The sequence below is a fragment of the Streptococcus sanguinis genome, from assembly GCF_020729765.1.
In the GTDB taxonomy this organism is placed as follows: domain Bacteria; phylum Bacillota; class Bacilli; order Lactobacillales; family Streptococcaceae; genus Streptococcus; species Streptococcus sanguinis_Q.
This window is the reverse complement of record NZ_JAJEPD010000023.1, coordinates 426022-443771: the sequence shown is the minus strand read 5'-3', so window position 1 is coordinate 443771 and position 17750 is coordinate 426022. Positions and strand designations below refer to the sequence as shown.

At 46.2% G+C, this 17750-nt stretch carries 15 protein-coding genes; 6 read left to right on the top strand and 9 right to left on the bottom strand.

From position 1 onward, the window contains the following. Positions 1-52: 52 nt before the first annotated feature. Complete coding sequence (locus tag K4H96_RS03875) at positions 53-874, bottom strand: PrsW family intramembrane metalloprotease (protein WP_004189920.1); 822 nt, start codon at positions 872-874, stop codon at positions 53-55. 160 nt (positions 875-1034) lie between these two features. Here K4H96_RS03875 and K4H96_RS03870 point away from each other — a divergent pair, with 160 nt between their 5' ends. Further along, positions 1035-4091, top strand: coding sequence for an AAA family ATPase (locus K4H96_RS03870; RefSeq protein ID WP_223337383.1), 3057 nt, complete (start codon positions 1035-1037; stop codon positions 4089-4091). 63 nt (positions 4092-4154) lie between these two features. Here the strand turns inward: K4H96_RS03870 and hutG are convergent, their stop codons facing one another. The 8 genes from hutG to K4H96_RS03830 all read right to left on the bottom strand — a co-directional run bounded on the left by hutG (position 4155) and on the right by K4H96_RS03830 (position 14305). Continuing rightward, the gene (gene hutG / locus K4H96_RS03865) at positions 4155-5144 is read right to left on the bottom strand and encodes a formimidoylglutamase (protein WP_317627997.1); all 990 of its coding nucleotides are present in this window, start codon (positions 5142-5144) and stop codon (positions 4155-4157) included. Between the two features lie 142 nt (positions 5145-5286). Next, positions 5287-6828 carry a histidine ammonia-lyase gene (gene hutH / locus K4H96_RS03860; protein WP_223337385.1) on the bottom strand — a complete coding sequence of 514 codons (1542 nt, stop codon included), beginning with the start codon at positions 6826-6828 and terminating at the stop codon, positions 5287-5289. A 5-nt stretch (positions 6829-6833) separates the two neighbouring features. Beyond that, on the bottom strand, positions 6834-8186 hold the full coding sequence (locus K4H96_RS03855) for an APC family permease (protein ID WP_002896504.1): 1353 nt from the start codon (positions 8184-8186) through the stop codon (positions 6834-6836). A gap of 75 nt (positions 8187-8261) precedes the next feature. Then, positions 8262-8861 carry a HutD/Ves family protein gene (locus K4H96_RS03850; RefSeq protein ID WP_002901402.1) on the bottom strand — a complete coding sequence of 200 codons (600 nt, stop codon included), beginning with the start codon at positions 8859-8861 and terminating at the stop codon, positions 8262-8264. Positions 8862-8873: 12 nt separating this feature from the next. Next, positions 8874-10547, bottom strand: coding sequence for a formate--tetrahydrofolate ligase (locus K4H96_RS03845; RefSeq protein ID WP_223337386.1), 1674 nt, complete (start codon positions 10545-10547; stop codon positions 8874-8876). Positions 10548-10613: 66 nt separating this feature from the next. Then, positions 10614-11240 (bottom strand): cyclodeaminase/cyclohydrolase family protein, encoded by a 627-nt coding sequence (locus K4H96_RS03840; protein WP_223337387.1) that lies wholly within the window; start codon positions 11238-11240, stop codon positions 10614-10616. A 14-nt stretch (positions 11241-11254) separates the two neighbouring features. Next, positions 11255-12154 carry a glutamate formimidoyltransferase gene (gene ftcD / locus K4H96_RS03835; RefSeq protein ID WP_002903832.1) on the bottom strand — a complete coding sequence of 300 codons (900 nt, stop codon included), beginning with the start codon at positions 12152-12154 and terminating at the stop codon, positions 11255-11257. A gap of 120 nt (positions 12155-12274) precedes the next feature. After that, positions 12275-14305 (bottom strand): urocanate hydratase, encoded by a 2031-nt coding sequence (locus tag K4H96_RS03830; protein ID WP_223337388.1) that lies wholly within the window; start codon positions 14303-14305, stop codon positions 12275-12277. Between the two features lie 199 nt (positions 14306-14504). Between K4H96_RS03830 and hutI the strand changes: the two genes are divergently transcribed. The 5 genes from hutI (at position 14505) to K4H96_RS03805 (ending at position 17733) form a co-directional block, all read left to right on the top strand. Next, the gene (gene hutI / locus K4H96_RS03825; protein ID WP_002896498.1) at positions 14505-15770 is read left to right on the top strand and encodes an imidazolonepropionase; all 1266 of its coding nucleotides are present in this window, start codon (positions 14505-14507) and stop codon (positions 15768-15770) included. A gap of 178 nt (positions 15771-15948) precedes the next feature. Beyond that, positions 15949-16239, top strand: a complete 291-nt coding sequence (gene rpsF, locus K4H96_RS03820; protein WP_002896497.1) for a 30S ribosomal protein S6 — start codon at positions 15949-15951, stop codon at positions 16237-16239. An 11-nt stretch (positions 16240-16250) separates the two neighbouring features. Further along, positions 16251-16745 (top strand): single-stranded DNA-binding protein, encoded by a 495-nt coding sequence (locus K4H96_RS03815; RefSeq protein ID WP_002896496.1) that lies wholly within the window; start codon positions 16251-16253, stop codon positions 16743-16745. A gap of 36 nt (positions 16746-16781) precedes the next feature. Then, positions 16782-17021, top strand: coding sequence for a 30S ribosomal protein S18 (gene rpsR / locus K4H96_RS03810; protein ID WP_000068664.1), 240 nt, complete (start codon positions 16782-16784; stop codon positions 17019-17021). A 55-nt stretch (positions 17022-17076) separates the two neighbouring features. Then, positions 17077-17733 carry a TetR/AcrR family transcriptional regulator gene (locus K4H96_RS03805; protein ID WP_223337389.1) on the top strand — a complete coding sequence of 219 codons (657 nt, stop codon included), beginning with the start codon at positions 17077-17079 and terminating at the stop codon, positions 17731-17733. The last annotated feature ends 17 nt before the right edge of the window (positions 17734-17750 follow it).

Genomic DNA, 17750 nt, shown 5'->3' with positions numbered 1-17750 from the left:
AAATATATTCCTGAATACCTAAAAAAACGACCCTAACGGTCGTTTTTTTGCATTATTCCACTTCCAATTCTTCTTGGTCAATTTTATGGGCTGTTCGGTAAGCTTGGTAAAAGATAAAGACAGCCACAGCGGTCATAGCCGGTACGATGATTGGGATGTCCGTTTCGATAGCAGTCAGCGGTGAGTTCCAGAAGAAGTGGAGAACAAAGGCTGCTAGGAAGTAGAAGAGCCCCACTCGGAAGTAGTTTTTCTGAGTTTTGGCATAGCGCAGCATGAGAGCCAGACCGAGAGTGGTCAGGGCGGTGTAGAGCCAGTGAGAGGCGACGCCGCCAGTAATGCGGCCTAGGATACCAGAGATAGTGAAGGAGAAGCCTTCGGGCAGGTCAGAGAGGATATAAGAGAAGTCCTCGCTAATCTGAAAGCCCATGCCAGCTGTAATCCCCAGCATCAAGAAGGATTTGAACTTTTTGACTGGGACTAGATAGACAGCGAAGGCAACTGCTAACAGCTTGAGCGGTTCTTCAACCAGTGGAGCTGCGATGGCGTTTTCTAGGTCGCTGAGCAAGGTGTTTGGGAAGCTGGTGCTGACCCACTCGTGGATATAGGTGTTGGCCAAGCCAGAGGTCCAGCCTGAAATGAAAAGGCCACCTAGCAGAGCCACCCCAAGGCTAAGTGCAGGAGTCTGCCATTTTTTGCCCAGTTGGCGAATCAAGAGCAGGGCAGGGATGATATAGAGCAGGGCCAAGAGGGCTGACAGTCCGACAATCCCATAGGAAGTACCTGACATACTGCCAGTAGTATAGGCTTGTGTCTCGTATTCTAAGCCAATCGCGCTCAGAAGGAGAAAAATGAAAAGAACAATATTTTTCTTCATAAGTAACTTTCTAAAATTTTATTTTCATCCTAGTATAACAAAAAAATCCTAAATAAAACCAATTTAAAAACTGGAAATTAAGGGCTAGTATAATACTTTACTTGCCAAACTGTCTCTTTTTGTTTATATTAGTTCTATAAGGTTTCTTGGAGGCGTTTGCATGACGAAAAATCAGTTGAGGTTGAAATTGCTGGGAAGTCCGAGTGTCTTTCTCAATCAAGAGGAAGTCTTTTTTCCTTTTGCTAAAATCAATGCTCTGCTTTACTATCTCCACATCAATGGAGCAGTCAATCGGGAGGAGATTGCAGGAATCCTCTGGGAAAACAAGGATAATCAGACCGCCAAAAAGAATCTGCGCAACACCATTTATCAAGCTAACAAGTTACTAGGTGGGGAATGGATTGTCGCTCCCAACCGGACTGTGCTGTCGCTTAATCCCGAGTGTATGATTGAAAGTGATGTAGAACGTTTCACGGACCATCCTGCGGAGCATCTGTCGCTCTATCAGGGTGATTTTCTGCAGAGCTTCTATCTCAAGGACAGCGAGGCTTTTGATTACTGGGTGTCCAAAATGCGGACGCGATATGAGCAGCTTTATATCCAAGCCTGCTACCAGCAGCTGGAAACAGAAAAAGAGCAGTTGGATTTGGAAGAGGCTGAGCGGAATTTGCGTCGCTTGATCAGCATTGATGAGTTTGATGAGAAGAACTACCATCTGCTCATGAAGCTCTATCAGGATCATGATCGGCCTGGCAAGGTGATAGAGACTTATTATAAATTGGTCAATATTTTGGATAAGGAACTGGGCATTAGTCCTACGGAACCTATCCAGCAACTATATCATGAAGTGCTTGCCAAGGACCGTAGCGAGCGCAAGACCAAGCAGTTTCTGCGCAATACAGACCACTTTTTCGGGCGGGTCGATGAAATCAAGCGTTTGGAATCTTACTTTTCTAAGGTGATAGAGACTCAGGAGGCGCGTGCTCTTGTTCTAGTTGGTGGTACTGGTATCGGAAAGCGGACAGTGACTCGTCAAGTATTGGCCAATCAGACCAAGTATTTCCAGATTGTCATGGCTGAGTGCTTCAAGGAAGAGATGAAGACAGAACTCCAGCCTTGGCGCGGTTTGCTGGACGGCCTGGGGGACTTGGTTATTCAGCACCAGATTCTTTCTATCAGCCAGTGGCAGGTCATTTTGGAGAGTTATTTTCCCATTTTGACAGGAGGCACTTCTGGTCGTCAGTTAGATGCGGACAAGCTGGCTCAGTTTGTGGTGGATATTCTGCAGAAGATTTCTAAGAAAAAAGCTTTGATAATCTTAATTGAGGACTGTCACTGGATGGATGAGTCTAGCGTTGCTGTCTTGGAGCAAGTTATGAATCATTTGACTGGCTATCCTGTGGCCTTTGTGCTGACCAAGCATCTGAGCACCCCTTCTTATTTGGAACATTTTTTCAATCACCTGCTGGTACGCAATAAGCTAGGCTTTATTGAGCTGCAGCCGCTGAATTTTAAAGATAGTGTGGCTTACTTGCAAGCCCAGACAGGTCAGTTAGCCATACCTGAAGAACGCCTTGAGGATATTTATCGGGTCAGTCAAGGTATCCCTTTCTTCCTATCGGAATACGCTGAGCAGCTCCTGCGAGGAGAAAAGTTTCATCCGCTGACTTCGGCCATCAAGGCCAAGCTGTCTCTGAAGTTGGATTACCTGAGCAGCCAAGAGGAAGAGTTGGTGGACTATCTGGCTTGCTTTAGGGCTCCTGCCTCGGTTTCTCTCTTAGCCAGACTGCTAGGTCTACCGATGGAAGAGGTTGTTGAAATCACTGAGGAGTTTGGACAGAAGCAGTTCTTGATGGAAGAGGAGCAGAGCGAGGACTTGGTAGTGCGGTTCAGTCAGGAGCTTTTGAGAATCTACGTCTATGACCGCCTGTCACTTGCCAAGAAGCGAATGCTGCATCACCAGATTGCCCAAGGAATGGAAGACCAGTTGGGAGACTCTCTCTATCATGCTCAGCTGCTCAATGAAATCGCTTATCACTACAAGATGTCCAAGCAGCCCATTAAGTCTCTGGAGTACGAGCTGCATTATCTCGAGGCTACTCTGAAGTTTCATCACGAGCTCTTTCCGATTTACTCGCGGGAGTTTGGCTTTATTGAAAAGACGGATGATAGCAATCAGTCAGCGGTTTTAGACCAGTTTGACCGTATCCGTCGGGAGATAGAGGGCTTAGAGAGAAAACACCAGAATCACAAGGATTTTCAGCTATTGGTTCTCCGCTTTCTCTATCTAGAAGGGCGCTATGCCATCCGGACAGGGAATTACCAGCAAGGGATGGACAATATCCAACAGGTGATTGCTTCTGCCAAGGAGCTGCAGCAGATGGAGTTTCTCCTAGAAGGCTATCGGCAGATGATTTACTACTGCATCCAGACGGAAAATATCCCTGAGATGCGCTACTATACGGAGCTGGCTCTGGATGCTTCGGTCCAGGCCAACAATCACGAGGCCATTGCTATCAATCTCCGACTCAAGGGGCTGTATCATCTCATGATTGGAGATGAGGAACAGTCGCTTCACCATCTCTACCAGTCTATTGATTGTTTCAGCTTGACGGCTTCGCTGCGTTCTAAGTACTCGATTCAGATTGCGGCGGCTCTAGACTATTTGGCAGAGATTGAGCAGATTCGCGGGAATTTCACGGCATCTCTGGCTCATCAGAAAGAGGCCATTAAGCTGACGGAAAATAAAACAGCAGAGCCTTCGATTTTTGCTTTCTATATCGGCTTGGGTATGACTTACTATCAGCTGAAAGATTATGAGCAGGCAGAGCGGATTTTCCTCAAGGCGAAAACAGCCTTGAAATCTCTCAGCTTCCCTTGGAAAGAGACCCAGTTGGAAGTTTATTTGGCCTTGATTGGCTGTGAGAAGAGAGATTACCAGCCTGTGCTTGATCTGCTGCGGAAAAAGGATAGTCTCATCAGTCGCTACGGAAATCCGCGGGACAAGGGGCTGATCTACTATCTGATGGCTGTGATTAAGTATCGTCTGCTGACTGGCAGTTTGCAGAATGCAGACTTTGAAGACTTGCTGAATCAGGACTTTGAGACCTACTATGAAACGGCCAAAAGCCAGCTCAATCCCTACCGGGATCGTCATCAGCTAAAGGAATTAGAAAACTTATGCCAAGGCTTATCTCAGGCATTAAACACAAAATAAGAGAGGATGAAAGCAATGTTCATCCTCTTTTGATGTTTGTAATGAAGTTTTTAAATGCCCATTTTAGTCATGTGCTTGTGCCCAGACTTGGGTCAGGTAAAAGACAAAGCTGGCTGCCAGATTAGCCGTATGGTTGTCTATATCGTGAGGTGGAGAGACTTCGACGATATCAAAGCCGATCAGTTTGCCTGACGCGGCGATATGCTGGAAGACCAAAACCGCTAGATTTGGGTCTACTCCTAACGACTGAATGGCACTGACACCAGGCGCTGCACCAGCTGCAAAGCAGTCAATATCAATGGTCAAATAGACCTGCTCCTTGCCGGCCAGAAAGACATCGACCGCTTTGCAGACTTCCTTGTAACCCATTTGGTACATATCCATTCCAGTCAGGAACTGGATAGCCTTGGATTTTGCCACAAAGTCAAAGAGAAAGAGATTGTTATTGTGCTCCTGAATCCCTAGAATGAGGTAGTTAAAGGCCTGCTTCTGAGCCAGAGTGTCATCGAACATCTGGCGAAAACCGGTACCAGAGTTAGGACCAGTCTGGTCATAGGGACGCAAATCAAAGTGGGCATCCATATTGATAACGGCCAAGTCTTGGTCAGGAGCTAGTGACGACTTAAGTCCCAGATAGTGACCGTAGGCTGTTTCGTGGCCGCCCCCTAGGACAATAGGCCGGAGATTGAGCTCTCGCAGGCGTTTGACTGCCCGAGCCAAGCTTTGCTGCAGCTGCTCCAGAGAGCGGTTAGGACCGTCAATATCGCCAACATCAAAGACGCGGACGTTTCTGCCCAGATGCCAAGGAAGCTTGGCCAGTTGAGTTCGGATAGCCTGTGGACCTTCGACTGCGCCCACTCGGCCATGGTTGATATAAACCCCTTTGTCACTCTTGAAGCCAATCAAGGCAAAGTTGACGCCATCAAAGGGTTTTAAGTTAGGGTCATTTAAGTCCAAAAACTCAATAACCATCCCCCATTTGGCAGCATATAAATCATCGTCTAGTCTCTTATGATAGTAGCTGTTATCTAGCTGATAGTAATCTTCTAACATGATTTTATCCTTTTCCATAACGATACTTGCGACTTTATTATAAGAGTTTCCGCCAAGCCTGTCAATGACTTTTGGCGGGAAAAGAAGCCCAGCTGCATGAGAGCGGGCTTCTTATGTTAGTTTTTTTACAGAGTCACCAGCTTTAGAACTGAATGCTTAAGTCCACAGCCTTTTCAACGGCTGCTAGGAATTCTTCGTTTTCAATCAGCTCAGAAGCCTTGTTGAGCTCTTCGTAGATTTCGATGTCCTTGTCAAACTCGATAAAATGGACATGCTGACGGAAGAGGTCGTAGGCTGGCTTAGTTCCTTTGCCCAGTTCATGGTTTTCTGGTTTCAGATCCAGAGCTTGGCAGGCTGCCATGATTTCTGTTGCCACGATGCGGCGAGAATTCTTGAGAATTTCAGCTGCCTTGCGTGCTGCAGTAGTTCCCATGCTGACAAAGTCTTCTTGGTTCTCACAAGATGGGATAGAGTCTACGCTGGCTGGATGAGATAGAACCTTGTTTTCAGAAGCAAGCGAAGCACAAGCGTACTGGGTAATCATAAAGCCAGAGTTGAGTCCTGGGTGTTTCACCAAGAAGGATGGTAGCTTGCTCAGTTGGCTGTTGACCAGACGTTCTACACGACGCTCGGATACATTACCGATTTCAGAAATAGCGATGCCGAGGAAGTCAAATGGCTGTGCCATTGGTTCACCGTGGAAGTTACCGCCTGAGATAACATGGCCTTCCTTGGTGATGATAGGGTTGTCTGTAACAGAGTTGATCTCAATCTCAACCTTGGTCTTGACATAAGCGATAGAGTCTTTGCTGGCACCATGAATCTGCGGAATACAACGCAGGGTGTAAGGGTCTTGGACCCGCTGTTGAGTAGCTACGGTCGTATTGCCACTGCCTTCTAGAAGGTTGCGGATATTGCGTGCTGTAGCCAGCTGTCCGCTTTGAGGTCGGATGGTATGCAAGTCTTCTTCGAAAGGACTGGTGATACCATTGTGCACTTCCATGGAAAGAGCGCCTGCAACGTCTGATAGCTTAAGTAACTGGATGGCATCGTAAGTAGCCAGAGCTCCGATACCTGTCAGGACAGTTGTTCCGTTAATCAGCGCCAGCCCTTCCTTGGCTGCTAGAGCAATTTTCTCGATACCGGCCTTGTCCAAAGCTTCTTGTCCAGAGAGCAATTGGCCTTGATAGTAAGCGCGGCCAAGTCCTAACATAGGCAGAACCATGTGAGCCAGCGGTGCCAAGTCACCAGAAGCTCCCAAAGAGCCTTTTTCCGGAATGTAAGGGACAACGCCTTTATTGAGCAATTCCAGAAGTTTTTCGACAGTAGAGAGACGGATACCAGAATAGCCCTTGACCAAAGAATTAATCCGAATTAACATAATCGCACGGACTGCATCTTCAGGTAGGGGATCACCAAAGCCTGAAGAGTGCGTACGGATTAGGTTTTCTTGCAGTTGAGTCGTATCTTCTGGTGAGATGCTGACATTGCAGAGAGAGCCGAATCCGGTTGTAACACCGTAGACTACCCGCTTTTCGCGGACGATGTCATCCACGATTTTACGGGAAGCTTCTACTGCTTTTTTAGCTTCTTGGTCAATTTCGCAGGTGGCTCCATGACGGGCTACTGCGATGACGTCTTCTAAAGTAAGGTGTTCGCCATCCAAATTGATTACATGTGTCATAAGATTCATTCTCCTTCTTGTTTAAGAACTTTATTTTTACAAATCAGTACTATATAGATAAAGTATACTGCGCTGGCGATAAGGACACCGATGAGGCCGTACACATAGTTCATTGGGTTTTCACCCCAAATCATGACGAGGCTGACTAGAACCGCCAAAATTGGAATTACTGGACCAAATGGAACACGGAAGACCACTTTTTTATCCGGATATTTCTTTCTTAATACTAGTACAGCTAGAGCAGTTGGGATGTATTGGAAGAAGCGGAAGACCACACTGAGAGCTGCTAATTCTTCAAATTTACCAGAGAAGAGCAGGGCGATGGCCAGGATTCCTGAAATAATAATGGCAACTATAGGGGCATTTTTAGAGTTGGTTTCTGCAATTTTCTTAGGAAGCAGGCCTTCATTTGCGATAGCTGCACCATAACGCGGAACCATGACGGACTCCCCGATATTAAGACCAGTGATAGAGATGAGTGCTCCAATGGAAATAATCCAAGCACCAGCAGGGCCAATCATCTCAACAAAGGCGTCTTGTACAGAAGCATCTGTTTGCAGGATACGGCTGCCTAACATGGCGATAGTTCCTGCGATAATCAGCATATAGAGAACAGAGACAATACTGATAGAGCCCAAGATAGCCCGAGGTACATTCTTTTCTGGGTTGCGCATTTCACCAGCAACGATAGACATGGTTTCAAATCCGATAAATCCATAGAAGATATAAATGGCTGTGCTTGAGATAGCCTTCATGATATCTACTTTAGGATCTAGTTGTAGAAACGGAGTGAAGTTTCCTTTATCAATTCCCGATTTAATAAAGAAAATTGCGCATAAACTAAAGGCAACGATTGGAATGAGTTTAGCTACAGTAGCAGTCAAGGTGAATATTTTTGAAGTCTTAAGACCAGATATATTCATCAAGCTGAGCAAAATAATCAGGCTCACACTGAGCAAAAGTTCATAAGGTTCAAAGGCTTTAAAAGTGATGACAAAAAGTCTTGCAAATGCTGCTGCCATAGCGGCCCAAGCGATGATGGTAACCGCCCAGCCTAGGAAACCTACATTAAAGCCGACAAAGTCTCCAAAGGCTGCTTTGGAATATTGGAAGGCTCCGCCATTTTTATTAAAATAACCAGCAGTTTCTGCCAAGCAGACGGCTAGGAGAATAACGAGAAGGGCAGTTCCAAGCATGACAGCTAGAGAGGCAGGACCAAGTCCTTTATAAATCTTTTGCGGTAGGAGGAAAATCCCTGATCCGATAACGGCATTGATACCGTAGAGGGTTGCACCGGAAAAGCTGAATTTCGCTTTTTCCTGTTCTTGTTCTTGTGCAGTGAGTTTAGTTGCATCCATAATAATGTTTCTCCTTTAGAGATATGGGATCCTTTCCAAGTAAAGATAGAATGGTGACAAGGCATCATGGTATCTTTACTTAGTAGGGATGTGGGTCAAACCAGCCCATATAGCAAGGGGCGTTCCCTTTGGCTGGTTACTCGAAAACATTATATGCAGCTCAGTTTCCTGAGTCTCTTTTTCCACTATCAGAAGCTGCTCTGCCTCTAGGTTAAGCACTGGCAGGGTTGTTACCGTCACCGTCAGATCCTCTAAGGCATAGATAAATTGAATTTCGTCATCTTGGCTAAGCTCTTGCCCATTCGAGATGGCAATCATCTGTCCCTGATAATGGTCGCTGTAGATTAAGTTAAAGTCGGTACAAGTCCCACGACTTGTGATAGAATCACTCCCTTCAAAGACATAGGGAGTAAAGGGAGCTAGAACCGTTTCCTCCTGCCGGCTGGCATTGTGGAGATGAAGTGTGTGGTCCAGGCTCATGAGAATGCGGTGAAAGCCGCTGAGGTCAGAAAACTGACTTTCAGCCAACTCCACAGTCGCTGTCGATAGCCGATAGTCAAAGTCCCGCTTGCCATAGTGGCCAGTTGGCGGGGAAAGATAAAGCTGTTTTGTCTTTCCCCCCGACCAATCGGAAACTTGAAAATCATTTACTCTTAGAAGGGTTACATTTGTCATTTTTGGTATTTATTAGAACAAACCGCTGATATTGCCATCTTTGTCAACATCAATCTTTTCGCTGGCTGGTACTTTAGGCAGTCCTGGCATGGTCATGATTGCACCAGTCAGAGCAACGATAAAGCCTGCACCAGCAGAAACTTTGAGCTGGCTGATAGTCACGACAAAGTCTTTAGGTGCGCCCAGTTTCTTAGCATCGTCTGAGAAGGAGTATTGAGTCTTAGCCATACAGATAGGATAGTTGGAGAAGCCCAGCTCTTCCAGTTGTTTGAGCTCGCGTTTAGCAGCAGGAGTCAGGCGAACGCCCTTGCCTCCATAGACCTTAGTAACAATTTTGTTCAGCTTAGTCTCGATGGAGTCCTCTTCATTATATACAAATTGGAAGTGATTGTCTCCTTCGGCCAGTTCAACGACTTTTTCAGCCAACTCTTTACCGCCAGCTCCGCCATTGGCCCAGACGTCAGAAATCACGACGTCAACGCCGCGTTTTTGGCAGGCGTCATAAACTGCTTTCAATTCTGCTTCGGTATCCAGCGGGAATTTATTGATGGCAACGACTGCTGGCAATCCATAAACATCTTGAATGTTTTCCAGATGTTTTTCCAAGTTTGGCAGACCATCTACAACGGCTTGGACATTTTCTTCAGCCAGGTCGCTCTTAGCAACACCACCATGCATCTTGAGAGCGCGGATAGTAGCAACCAGAACTACAGCCGATGGACGAAGTCCAGATGTACGACACTTGATATCGATGAATTTTTCAGCACCGAGGTCAGCACCGAAACCAGCTTCTGTGACTGCATAGTCGGCATATTTGAGAGCCAGCTTGGTAGCTAGGACACTGTTACAGCCATGGGCAATGTTGGCAAAAGGTCCACCGTGAATCAAGGCTGGCGTATGTTCCAGAGTTTGAACCAAGTTTGGATGGATAGCGTCTTTGAGCACAGCAGCCATAGCGCCACCAGCTTTCAGATCCTTGGCAGTTACTGGCTTACCTTCAAAGCTGTAGCCAATGATGATTTTTTCCAAACGGTTCTTGAGGTCAGTGATATTTTCTGACAGACAGAGAATAGCCATAACCTCAGAAGCAACTGTAATGTCAAAACCATCTTCACGTGGAACACCGTTGACTTTACCTTGCAAGCCGTCTACGATGTGGCGCAGTTGCCGGTCATTCATATCCACTGCCCGCTTCCAAGTGATGCGGCGAGAGTCGATGCCTAAGGCATTGCCATGATGGATGTGATTGTCAATGAGGGCCGCCAGCAGGTTGTTGGCAACACCGATGGCATGAAAGTCACCAGTGAAGTGGAGGTTGATGTCCTCCATGGGTACCACCTGAGCGTGTCCACCGCCAGCAGCTCCGCCCTTGATACCAAAGACAGGTCCGAGAGAAGGCTCCCGCAGAGCGATAACGGCTTTTTTACCGATAGCAGCCAAAGCATCGACCAATCCGACAGAGGTAGTGGTCTTGCCTTCTCCGGCTGGTGTCGGAGAAATAGCTGTCACGAGAATCAGTTTGCCGTCTGGCTTGTCTTTTAAGGCTTCCAGTTGGCCGGCACTGATTTTTGCCTTGTAATTTCCATAAAGAGACAAGGCATCTTCAGCAATTCCTAGCTTTTCTGCCACCTCTTTGATGGGCTTCATTTGAACCGAATTCGCAATTTCAATATCTGATAAAACCATATTGTTACCTCTTGAGAAGAGGAAGTCCATTCATGGGAAAGAGTGGACTTCTCTTCCGTTTATCTATTAGACAACTTTCAAAATCTCTTGATAAATTTCATCGGCTAGGACGCAGCCTTTTTGCAGGAGATCTTCACCCTTGCTGCGGTAGTCTGCGACGAATGCTTCATCCTTGACACCTGACAGGTTGATGAGGACATTGAGCCAAGCCCCTTGCAGGCCAGCCTTAAGGTTGAGGGCTGCTACTCCCAGGTCGCTGGCAGCATTGGTATTGGACTTGCCAACAGCCTTTTGAGTTGTTTGCAGGGCAGCCAAGATGTCTTCCATCATGCCATAAGGTGACTGGGTCGCTTCCTTGAGGGCTTGTTGCATCGCTTCTCGACGGGCAGCCTTGTCTTCCTCCGTTTCCTTAGGCATATCAAAGACGGCAGAGACCAGATTGAAGGCTTCAGTGTCCTTGTCAATAGCTGCGAGCAAGCTTTCTTGCAGGCGGGCGCTTTCTGCGTGCACTTGAGCAATTTCTGCTTCAAATTCTGCGTATTTTTTCTTGCCAAGGGTCAATTCACAGACCATCTTGGTCAGGGAAATACCGTTCGCTGCGGAAAGAGCAGCGGCAGAGCCGCCTCCTGGTGCAGGCGCATCTGAGCCTAGGACTTGGGCAAATTCTGTCAAACTTAAATCTACTAATTTCATAGGTTTCAGTCCTCCTAGCCTAGCAAATGGTTTTCCAGAACTTGCTTGCCATAGTCAAAGTCTTCGATTTGCAGATAGTATTCTGCTGCGTCAATCAAAGCCTTGGCTGGAGCTAAACCGATGACTTCTGAGCCGAGGATTCCAACTCCGTAACGTTTGGCTTCAAAGCGAACAGTTTCAAAGACACGATAGAGTGGGAATTTTTCCAGATTGACCATGTTGATAGAAACCTGAGCAATGTTGCGGTCTTCCAGCATAACGCCGATCGCTTTACAGTACTTGTAACCACCGCTTGATCCACGGATGATTTTGGCAATATTGTTGGCAATTTCCAGATTGTCTGTATCCAAGTTGATGTTGTAGGCGATGAGCGGCATTCTAGCACCGACAGCAGTAACACCAGCAGTTGGGTGAATCTTTCTTTCACCATAGTCAGGTGCCCAGTCAGGTTCCAAGAGTTTTTCTGGCATGCCTTCAAATTGTCCTTTACGAACCTTAGCCAAGTTCTTACGCTCAGGACGAGTCGCTGCATCTTCATAGAGGAAGATAGGGATACCGAGTTCACGGTTGATCCGCTCAGATACGGTCTTCGCAATTTCGACGCATTCCTCACTTGTGATGTCCTTGATAGGTACAAAAGGCAGGACATCAGTTGCGCCCATACGAGGGTGTTCTCCTTGGTGCTTGGTCAAGTCAATATTTTCAGAAGCGTATTTGACCAAACGAAAGGCAACTTCCTGAATATTTTGATCATCGCCGACCAAGGTAAAGACGCTGCGGTTGTGGCTGGCATCAGAAGAGTGGTCCAAAAGTGTTACGCCTGGCACGCTCTTAGCTACTTCCACTAGACCGTCAATGACCGCTTGGTTGCGGCCTTCAGAAAAGTTAGGAATACATTCAACAATTTTTGCCATAAGATATTACCTCGTGATATCAATAATTTTAATTTATAATATGAACTTAATAAAGCAGAACCTCCTCCTGAGCTAGGTCTCACACCTAGCTCAGGTCGGAAGTTGGGGGACAAGTTTTTCTTATTCGAACAACTTCTTAACAGATTCTTTGACCAAATCTTCGTCAGTTAAGTATGGAATGGTAATGTGGTCTGTTCCTTGGTGGAGGCGGTTGTACTCGATAGCTGTCTCAATAGCATGCTCATTGCGAGCCCAGTTACGACGTGCAACTCCGCCGATCGTATCCCAAGCGATAGCAGATTTGATGATTTCATCAATACGTTCACTACCGTCTAAAACCAAGCCAAAGCCACCGTTGATTGCTTTACCGATACCAGTTCCGCCACCGTTGTGGAGAGCTACTAGACTCATACCGCGAGCTGCGTTACCAGCGTAACATTGCACAGCCATGTCGCAGGTAACATTAGAACCGTCCTTGATATTAGAAGTTTCACGGAATGGAGAGTCAGTACCAGATACGTCGTGGTGGTCACGGCCGATCATGACAGGACCAATCTTGCCTTCGCGCACTAATTCATTGAACTTGAGGGCGATATTGACGCGTCCCATACAGTCTTGGTAGAGAATCCGAGCTTGGGTTCCAACAACCAACTGGTTCTTTTCTGCATCGCGGATCCAGTTGTAGTTGTCGCGGTCTTGGTAGCGGCGGTTAGGGTCGATTACTTCCATAGCTGCATGGTCAGTAGCGACTAGGTCTTCGTGTTTGCCGCTCAGACATACCCAACGGAAAGGACCATAACCATAGTCAAAGAGCATTGGGCCCATGATATCTTCTACATAGGATGGCCAGATGAAGCCGTCTTTGTCATCAAAGCCATTCTTAGAAATTTCCTTGATGCCAGAGTCATAGACTGCCTTCATAAAGGCATTACCGTAGTCAAAGAAGTAGGTACCGTTGCTAGTCAGGGTCTTGATTGCCTTGAAGTGACGTTCCAATGTTTCGTCAACCAACTTAGCAAAGCTTTCCTTGTCTTCAGCCAAGAGGCGAGTCCGCTCTTCAAAGCTGATACCAGCTGGACAGTAGCCGCCGTCATAGACATTATGGCAAGAAGTTTGGTCAGACAGCAAATCAACATGGATGTTATTCTCGTTGACATATTCCAAGAGATCTACAATGTTACCGTGATAGGCAATAGAAGTTGATTCGCCAGCTTCCAGAGCTTTTTGAGCCAAGTCGATAGCTTCCTTCGGACTTTCAGCCAATTGGCTAATCCAGCCTTGTGAATGACGAGTTTCAATCCGAGATTGGTCTACTTCAGCTACGATTGCTACGGCTTTAGCAATTTCGGCCGCTTTCCCTTGAGCTCCACTCATGCCGCCCAGACCAGAAGAGATAAAGAGTTTGCCAGTTAGGTCACCGTCATCAGCTACACCTAGTTTCAAGCGCCCAGCATTGAGGAGGGTGTTGAATGTACCATGGACGATACCTTGAGGACCGATGTACATCCAGCCGCCGGCTGTCATTTGACCATAGTTGGTCACGCCCATTTCTTCTGCAATTTCCCAGTCCTTCATATTGTCATATTCACCGACCAAGAGGCCATTGGTGATAATAACGCGCGGAGCTTCTGGTTTGGATTTGAAGAGTCCAAGTGGATGGCCAGATTCCACGACCAAGGTTTGATGGTCGGTCATGATTTCCAAGTATTTCTTGATCAGGTTGTACTGCATCCAGTTAGCACAGACAGATCCAGTTTCCCCGTAAGTAACCAATTCATAAGGATAAAGAGCGATTTCAAAGCTCAGGTTGTTGTCAATCATGACCTGCATAGCTTTGGCTGCAGTACAGTTCCCTTTGTACTCGTCAATTGGTTTGCCGTAGATGCGTTCTTTTGGACGCCAGCGGTAGCCATAAATCCGTCCGCGAGTTTTCAGTTCTTCCAGAAATTCTGGAATCACTTCCTCATGGAATCTCTTTGGAATATAGCGAAGGGCATTTTTAAGAGCAATTTCGGTTTGAGCTTGAGTCAAACGGAAGCCCCGGTCAGGTGCTCGACGGATGCCTTCTTGGAAAACTGTTTTTTCAGGCAGTACATCGTCTAATTTGACGGTCATTGCTGCTGCAATTTCATTTTCGCTAAAGTATGACATGAAAAATCCTCCTTTTAGTCAAGTGTAAAATATCTTTCTCCTACATTCTATAAGCTTCCCGTCCATAAAGAGTCAAGAAAATGACAAAAACAGTAAAAAAAGTGAGGCTCCTATCTTTTATAAGCTTTTGACTATAATTTGACGATAGTGTATTATGATGAAAAGCAAATATGTCGGAAAATGAAATGGAGGAACAAGCATGACTGCTGATTTACTATTAACTCACTTTAATCAAGTCTTCTGTCCCAAGGACCTCGGCCATCCCCTTTTTGGCGAGGAGATGAAGGAAGCTCAAGTCTTGGAGGACGGCTACATTGCAGTCAAAGACGGCAAAATTCTAGCAGTCGGCAGCGGAGAGCCGGATGCCAGTCTGGTTGGACCAGATACTAAGATTCAGTCTTATGAAGGCAAGATTGCTACACCTGGCTTGATCGACTGTCACACTCACTTGGTCTATGGCGGCAGCCGGGAGCATGAATTTGCTAAGAAATTAGCTGGTGTCCCTTATCTGGAAATTCTTGCCCAAGGCGGTGGTATTCTCAGTACAGTCCGAGCAACGCGAGAAGCTTCTTTTGACACTCTCTATGATAAGTCCAAGAGGCTGCTGGACTACATGCTGCTGCATGGGGTGACAACAGTTGAGGCCAAAAGTGGCTATGGTTTGGACTGGGAAACAGAGAAGCGCCAGCTGGATGTCGTTGGAGCTCTGGACCGTGACCACGAGATTGACCTCGTTTCTACCTTTATGGCTGCCCACGCCGTTCCACCAGAATACAAGGGACGTTCTCAGGAATATCTGGAGCTCATCGTCGAGGAAATGCTGCCTCGGGTAAAAGCAGAAAATCTAGCTGAATTCTGTGATATTTTCTGTGAAAAAGGCGTCTTTACAGCTGACGAGTCACGCTACTTACTTTCTAAGGCTAAAGAAATGGGCTTCAAGCTCCGTATCCATGCTGACGAAATCGAATCTATCGGTGGAGTAGATGTAGCAGCTGAACTGGGAGCAACTAGTGCAGAGCACTTGATGGTAGCGACCGATGAGGGCATTCGCAAGATGGCAGAAGCCAAGGTTATCGGCAATCTCCTGCCGGCGACTACCTTCAGTCTGATGGAAGATACCTATGCACCCGCCCGTAAGATGCTGGAAGCTGGGATGGCCATTACCCTGACCACCGACAGCAATCCAGGCTCTTGTCCGACAGCTAATCTGCAGTTCGTCATGCAGCTGGGCTGCTTTATGATGCGTCTGACGCCAGTAGAAGTTCTCAACGCTGTAACCATCAATGCGGCCTACTCAGTTAACCGTCAAGATAAGATTGGCAGCTTTGATACTGGCAAGCAGGCGGATATTACTATCCTAGACGCTAAGAATATCGACTATCCACTTTATTTCTTTGCGACTAACCTGACCCATCAGGTTTACAAGGCTGGAAAGCTGGTCGTCGATCAAGGAAGAATCGTCTAGCCTCTCTAAAAACGAATCGTATTTTTCGGACTCTCTCTGGTGACAGGGAGAGTTTTCTTTATATCAAAACTTTCCCTTGCCATTCTGCTGGAAGTCTGCTATAATAGTTATTTGTGAGCAAACCTCACTTACCCCTTGCAAAGTCTTGGGGTCATTAGACCAAAAGGAGGAAAAATCAATGGCTAAATACGAAATTCTTTATATTATTCGTCCAAACATTGAAGAAGAAGCTAAAAACGCTTTGGTAGCACGCTTTGACTCTATCTTGACTGACAATGGTGCAACTGTTGTTGAATCAAAAGACTGGGAAAAACGTCGTCTTGCATACGAAATCCAAGATTTCCGTGAAGGACTTTACCACATCGTTAACGTTGAAGCAAACGACGATGCAGCTCTTAAAGAGTTTGACCGTCTTTCAAAAATCAACGCTGACATTCTTCGTCACATGATCGTCAAACTTGACGCTTAAGAAGGTAGACTATGATTAATAACGTTGTACTGGTGGGTCGTATGACCCGTGATGCCGAGCTTCGCTATACTCCGCAGAATCAAGCGGTCGCAACATTTACTCTGGCTGTCAATCGCAACTTTAAAAATCAAAGTGGCGAGCGAGAAGCAGACTTTATCAATGTTGTCATCTGGCGTCAGCAGGCAGAAAATCTTGCAAATTGGGCTAAAAAAGGAGCCCTGATCGGAATTACAGGCCGTATTCAAACGCGTAACTACGAGAACCAGCAAGGCCAGCGTGTCTATGTCACAGAAGTTGTTGCGGACAATTTCCAGCTCTTGGAAAGCCGCTCTAATCGTGAAGGTCAGTCATCTGGCGGTTACGGTGGAAACAGCTTCGGCGGCAGCTCTGCTCCAAGTTATGGCAGTGCAGACTCGTCTAACCAAGTACCGAACTTTTCTCGTGATGAGAGCCCATTTGGCAATTCTAACCCGATGGATATCTCAGACGACGATCTACCTTTCTAAGGACCGAACCTAACTATAATATAAAGGAGAAAACACATGGCTCAACAACGTCGTGGCGGATTCAAACGCCGTAAAAAAGTTGATTACATCGCAGCGAACAAAATTGAATATGTTGATTACAAAGATACTGAGCTTCTTAGCCGTTTCGTTTCAGAACGTGGGAAAATCCTTCCTCGTCGTGTAACAGGAACTTCAGCTAAAAACCAACGTAAAGTAACAACAGCTATCAAACGCGCTCGCGTAATGGCTTTGATGCCTTTCGTAAATGAAGACTAATTCGATTAACAGTAGGCTCTAGCTTGCTGTTTTTTTTTATTTTATCATTGACAAAATGTCAGTGGAGTGCTATACTGACCACAAGGAGGCAGAAATCATGCGTGATGTCAAGGAAGTAGAGGTGCGGCGGGCAGAGATTATGTCTGCAGCCTTGCAGCTCTTTGCCCAAAAGGGCTATCTAAAGACAAGAACTCAAGACATTATTGATAAGCTTAGAATTTCTCGAGGCCTGCTTTACTATCATTTTAAGGATAAGGAAGATATTCTTTATTGTCTGATTGAAAAGAACTCTGAACCCTTGCTGAGAAAGCTCGAAAAAATCAGCTATCAGCCAAATGTCGGAGCCAAGGAAAAAATCAGAGCTTTTATTGAGGCAACGCTTATTCCAGAAGAGAGCAGAACACAGGAAAATCAAGTCTTGCAGGAAACAGTCAATTTAGAAACAAATCGTTATGTCTTGGATCGCTTTTATCATAGACTCTGCGAGCGGATGATTGTTTTCTTTACTCATATCTTGGAGGAAGGTCAGAAATCTGGAGATTTTCATTTAAAGTATCCGCATGAGACGGCTTCTTTTCTCATGACTGCCTACGTCTTTGTGTCCAATGATATCAAGATGAGTCAGGAAAAAACAGAGACTTTGCAGGATTATCTCACCAGCTTCCAGGCAATMCTAGAAAGAAGYTTAGGAATAGAAGAATCTATTTTTTAGAATAATCGGCAGTTTTC

Bases quoted from the DNA above. Each gene is read 5' to 3' on its own strand.
- K4H96_RS03875 (WP_004189920.1), bottom strand. From the start codon at position 874: ATGAAGAAAAATATTGTTCTTTTCATTTTTCTCCTTCTGAGCGCGATT.
- K4H96_RS03870 (WP_223337383.1), top strand. From the start codon at position 1,035: ATGACGAAAAATCAGTTGAGGTTGAAATTGCTGGGAAGTCCGAGTGTC.
- hutG (WP_317627997.1), bottom strand. From the start codon at position 5,144: ATGTTAGAAGATTACTATCAGCTAGATAACAGCTACTATCATAAGAGA.
- hutH (WP_223337385.1), bottom strand. From the start codon at position 6,828: ATGACACATGTAATCAATTTGGATGGCGAACACCTTACTTTAGAAGAC.
- K4H96_RS03855 (WP_002896504.1), bottom strand. From the start codon at position 8,186: ATGGATGCAACTAAACTCACTGCACAAGAACAAGAACAGGAAAAAGCG.
- K4H96_RS03850 (WP_002901402.1), bottom strand. From the start codon at position 8,861: ATGACAAATGTAACCCTTCTAAGAGTAAATGATTTTCAAGTTTCCGAT.
- K4H96_RS03845 (WP_223337386.1), bottom strand. From the start codon at position 10,547: ATGGTTTTATCAGATATTGAAATTGCGAATTCGGTTCAAATGAAGCCC.
- K4H96_RS03840 (WP_223337387.1), bottom strand. From the start codon at position 11,240: ATGAAATTAGTAGATTTAAGTTTGACAGAATTTGCCCAAGTCCTAGGC.
- ftcD (WP_002903832.1), bottom strand. From the start codon at position 12,154: ATGGCAAAAATTGTTGAATGTATTCCTAACTTTTCTGAAGGCCGCAAC.
- K4H96_RS03830 (WP_223337388.1), bottom strand. From the start codon at position 14,305: ATGTCATACTTTAGCGAAAATGAAATTGCAGCAGCAATGACCGTCAAA.
- hutI (WP_002896498.1), top strand. From the start codon at position 14,505: ATGACTGCTGATTTACTATTAACTCACTTTAATCAAGTCTTCTGTCCC.
- rpsF (WP_002896497.1), top strand. From the start codon at position 15,949: ATGGCTAAATACGAAATTCTTTATATTATTCGTCCAAACATTGAAGAA.
- K4H96_RS03815 (WP_002896496.1), top strand. From the start codon at position 16,251: ATGATTAATAACGTTGTACTGGTGGGTCGTATGACCCGTGATGCCGAG.
- rpsR (WP_000068664.1), top strand. From the start codon at position 16,782: ATGGCTCAACAACGTCGTGGCGGATTCAAACGCCGTAAAAAAGTTGAT.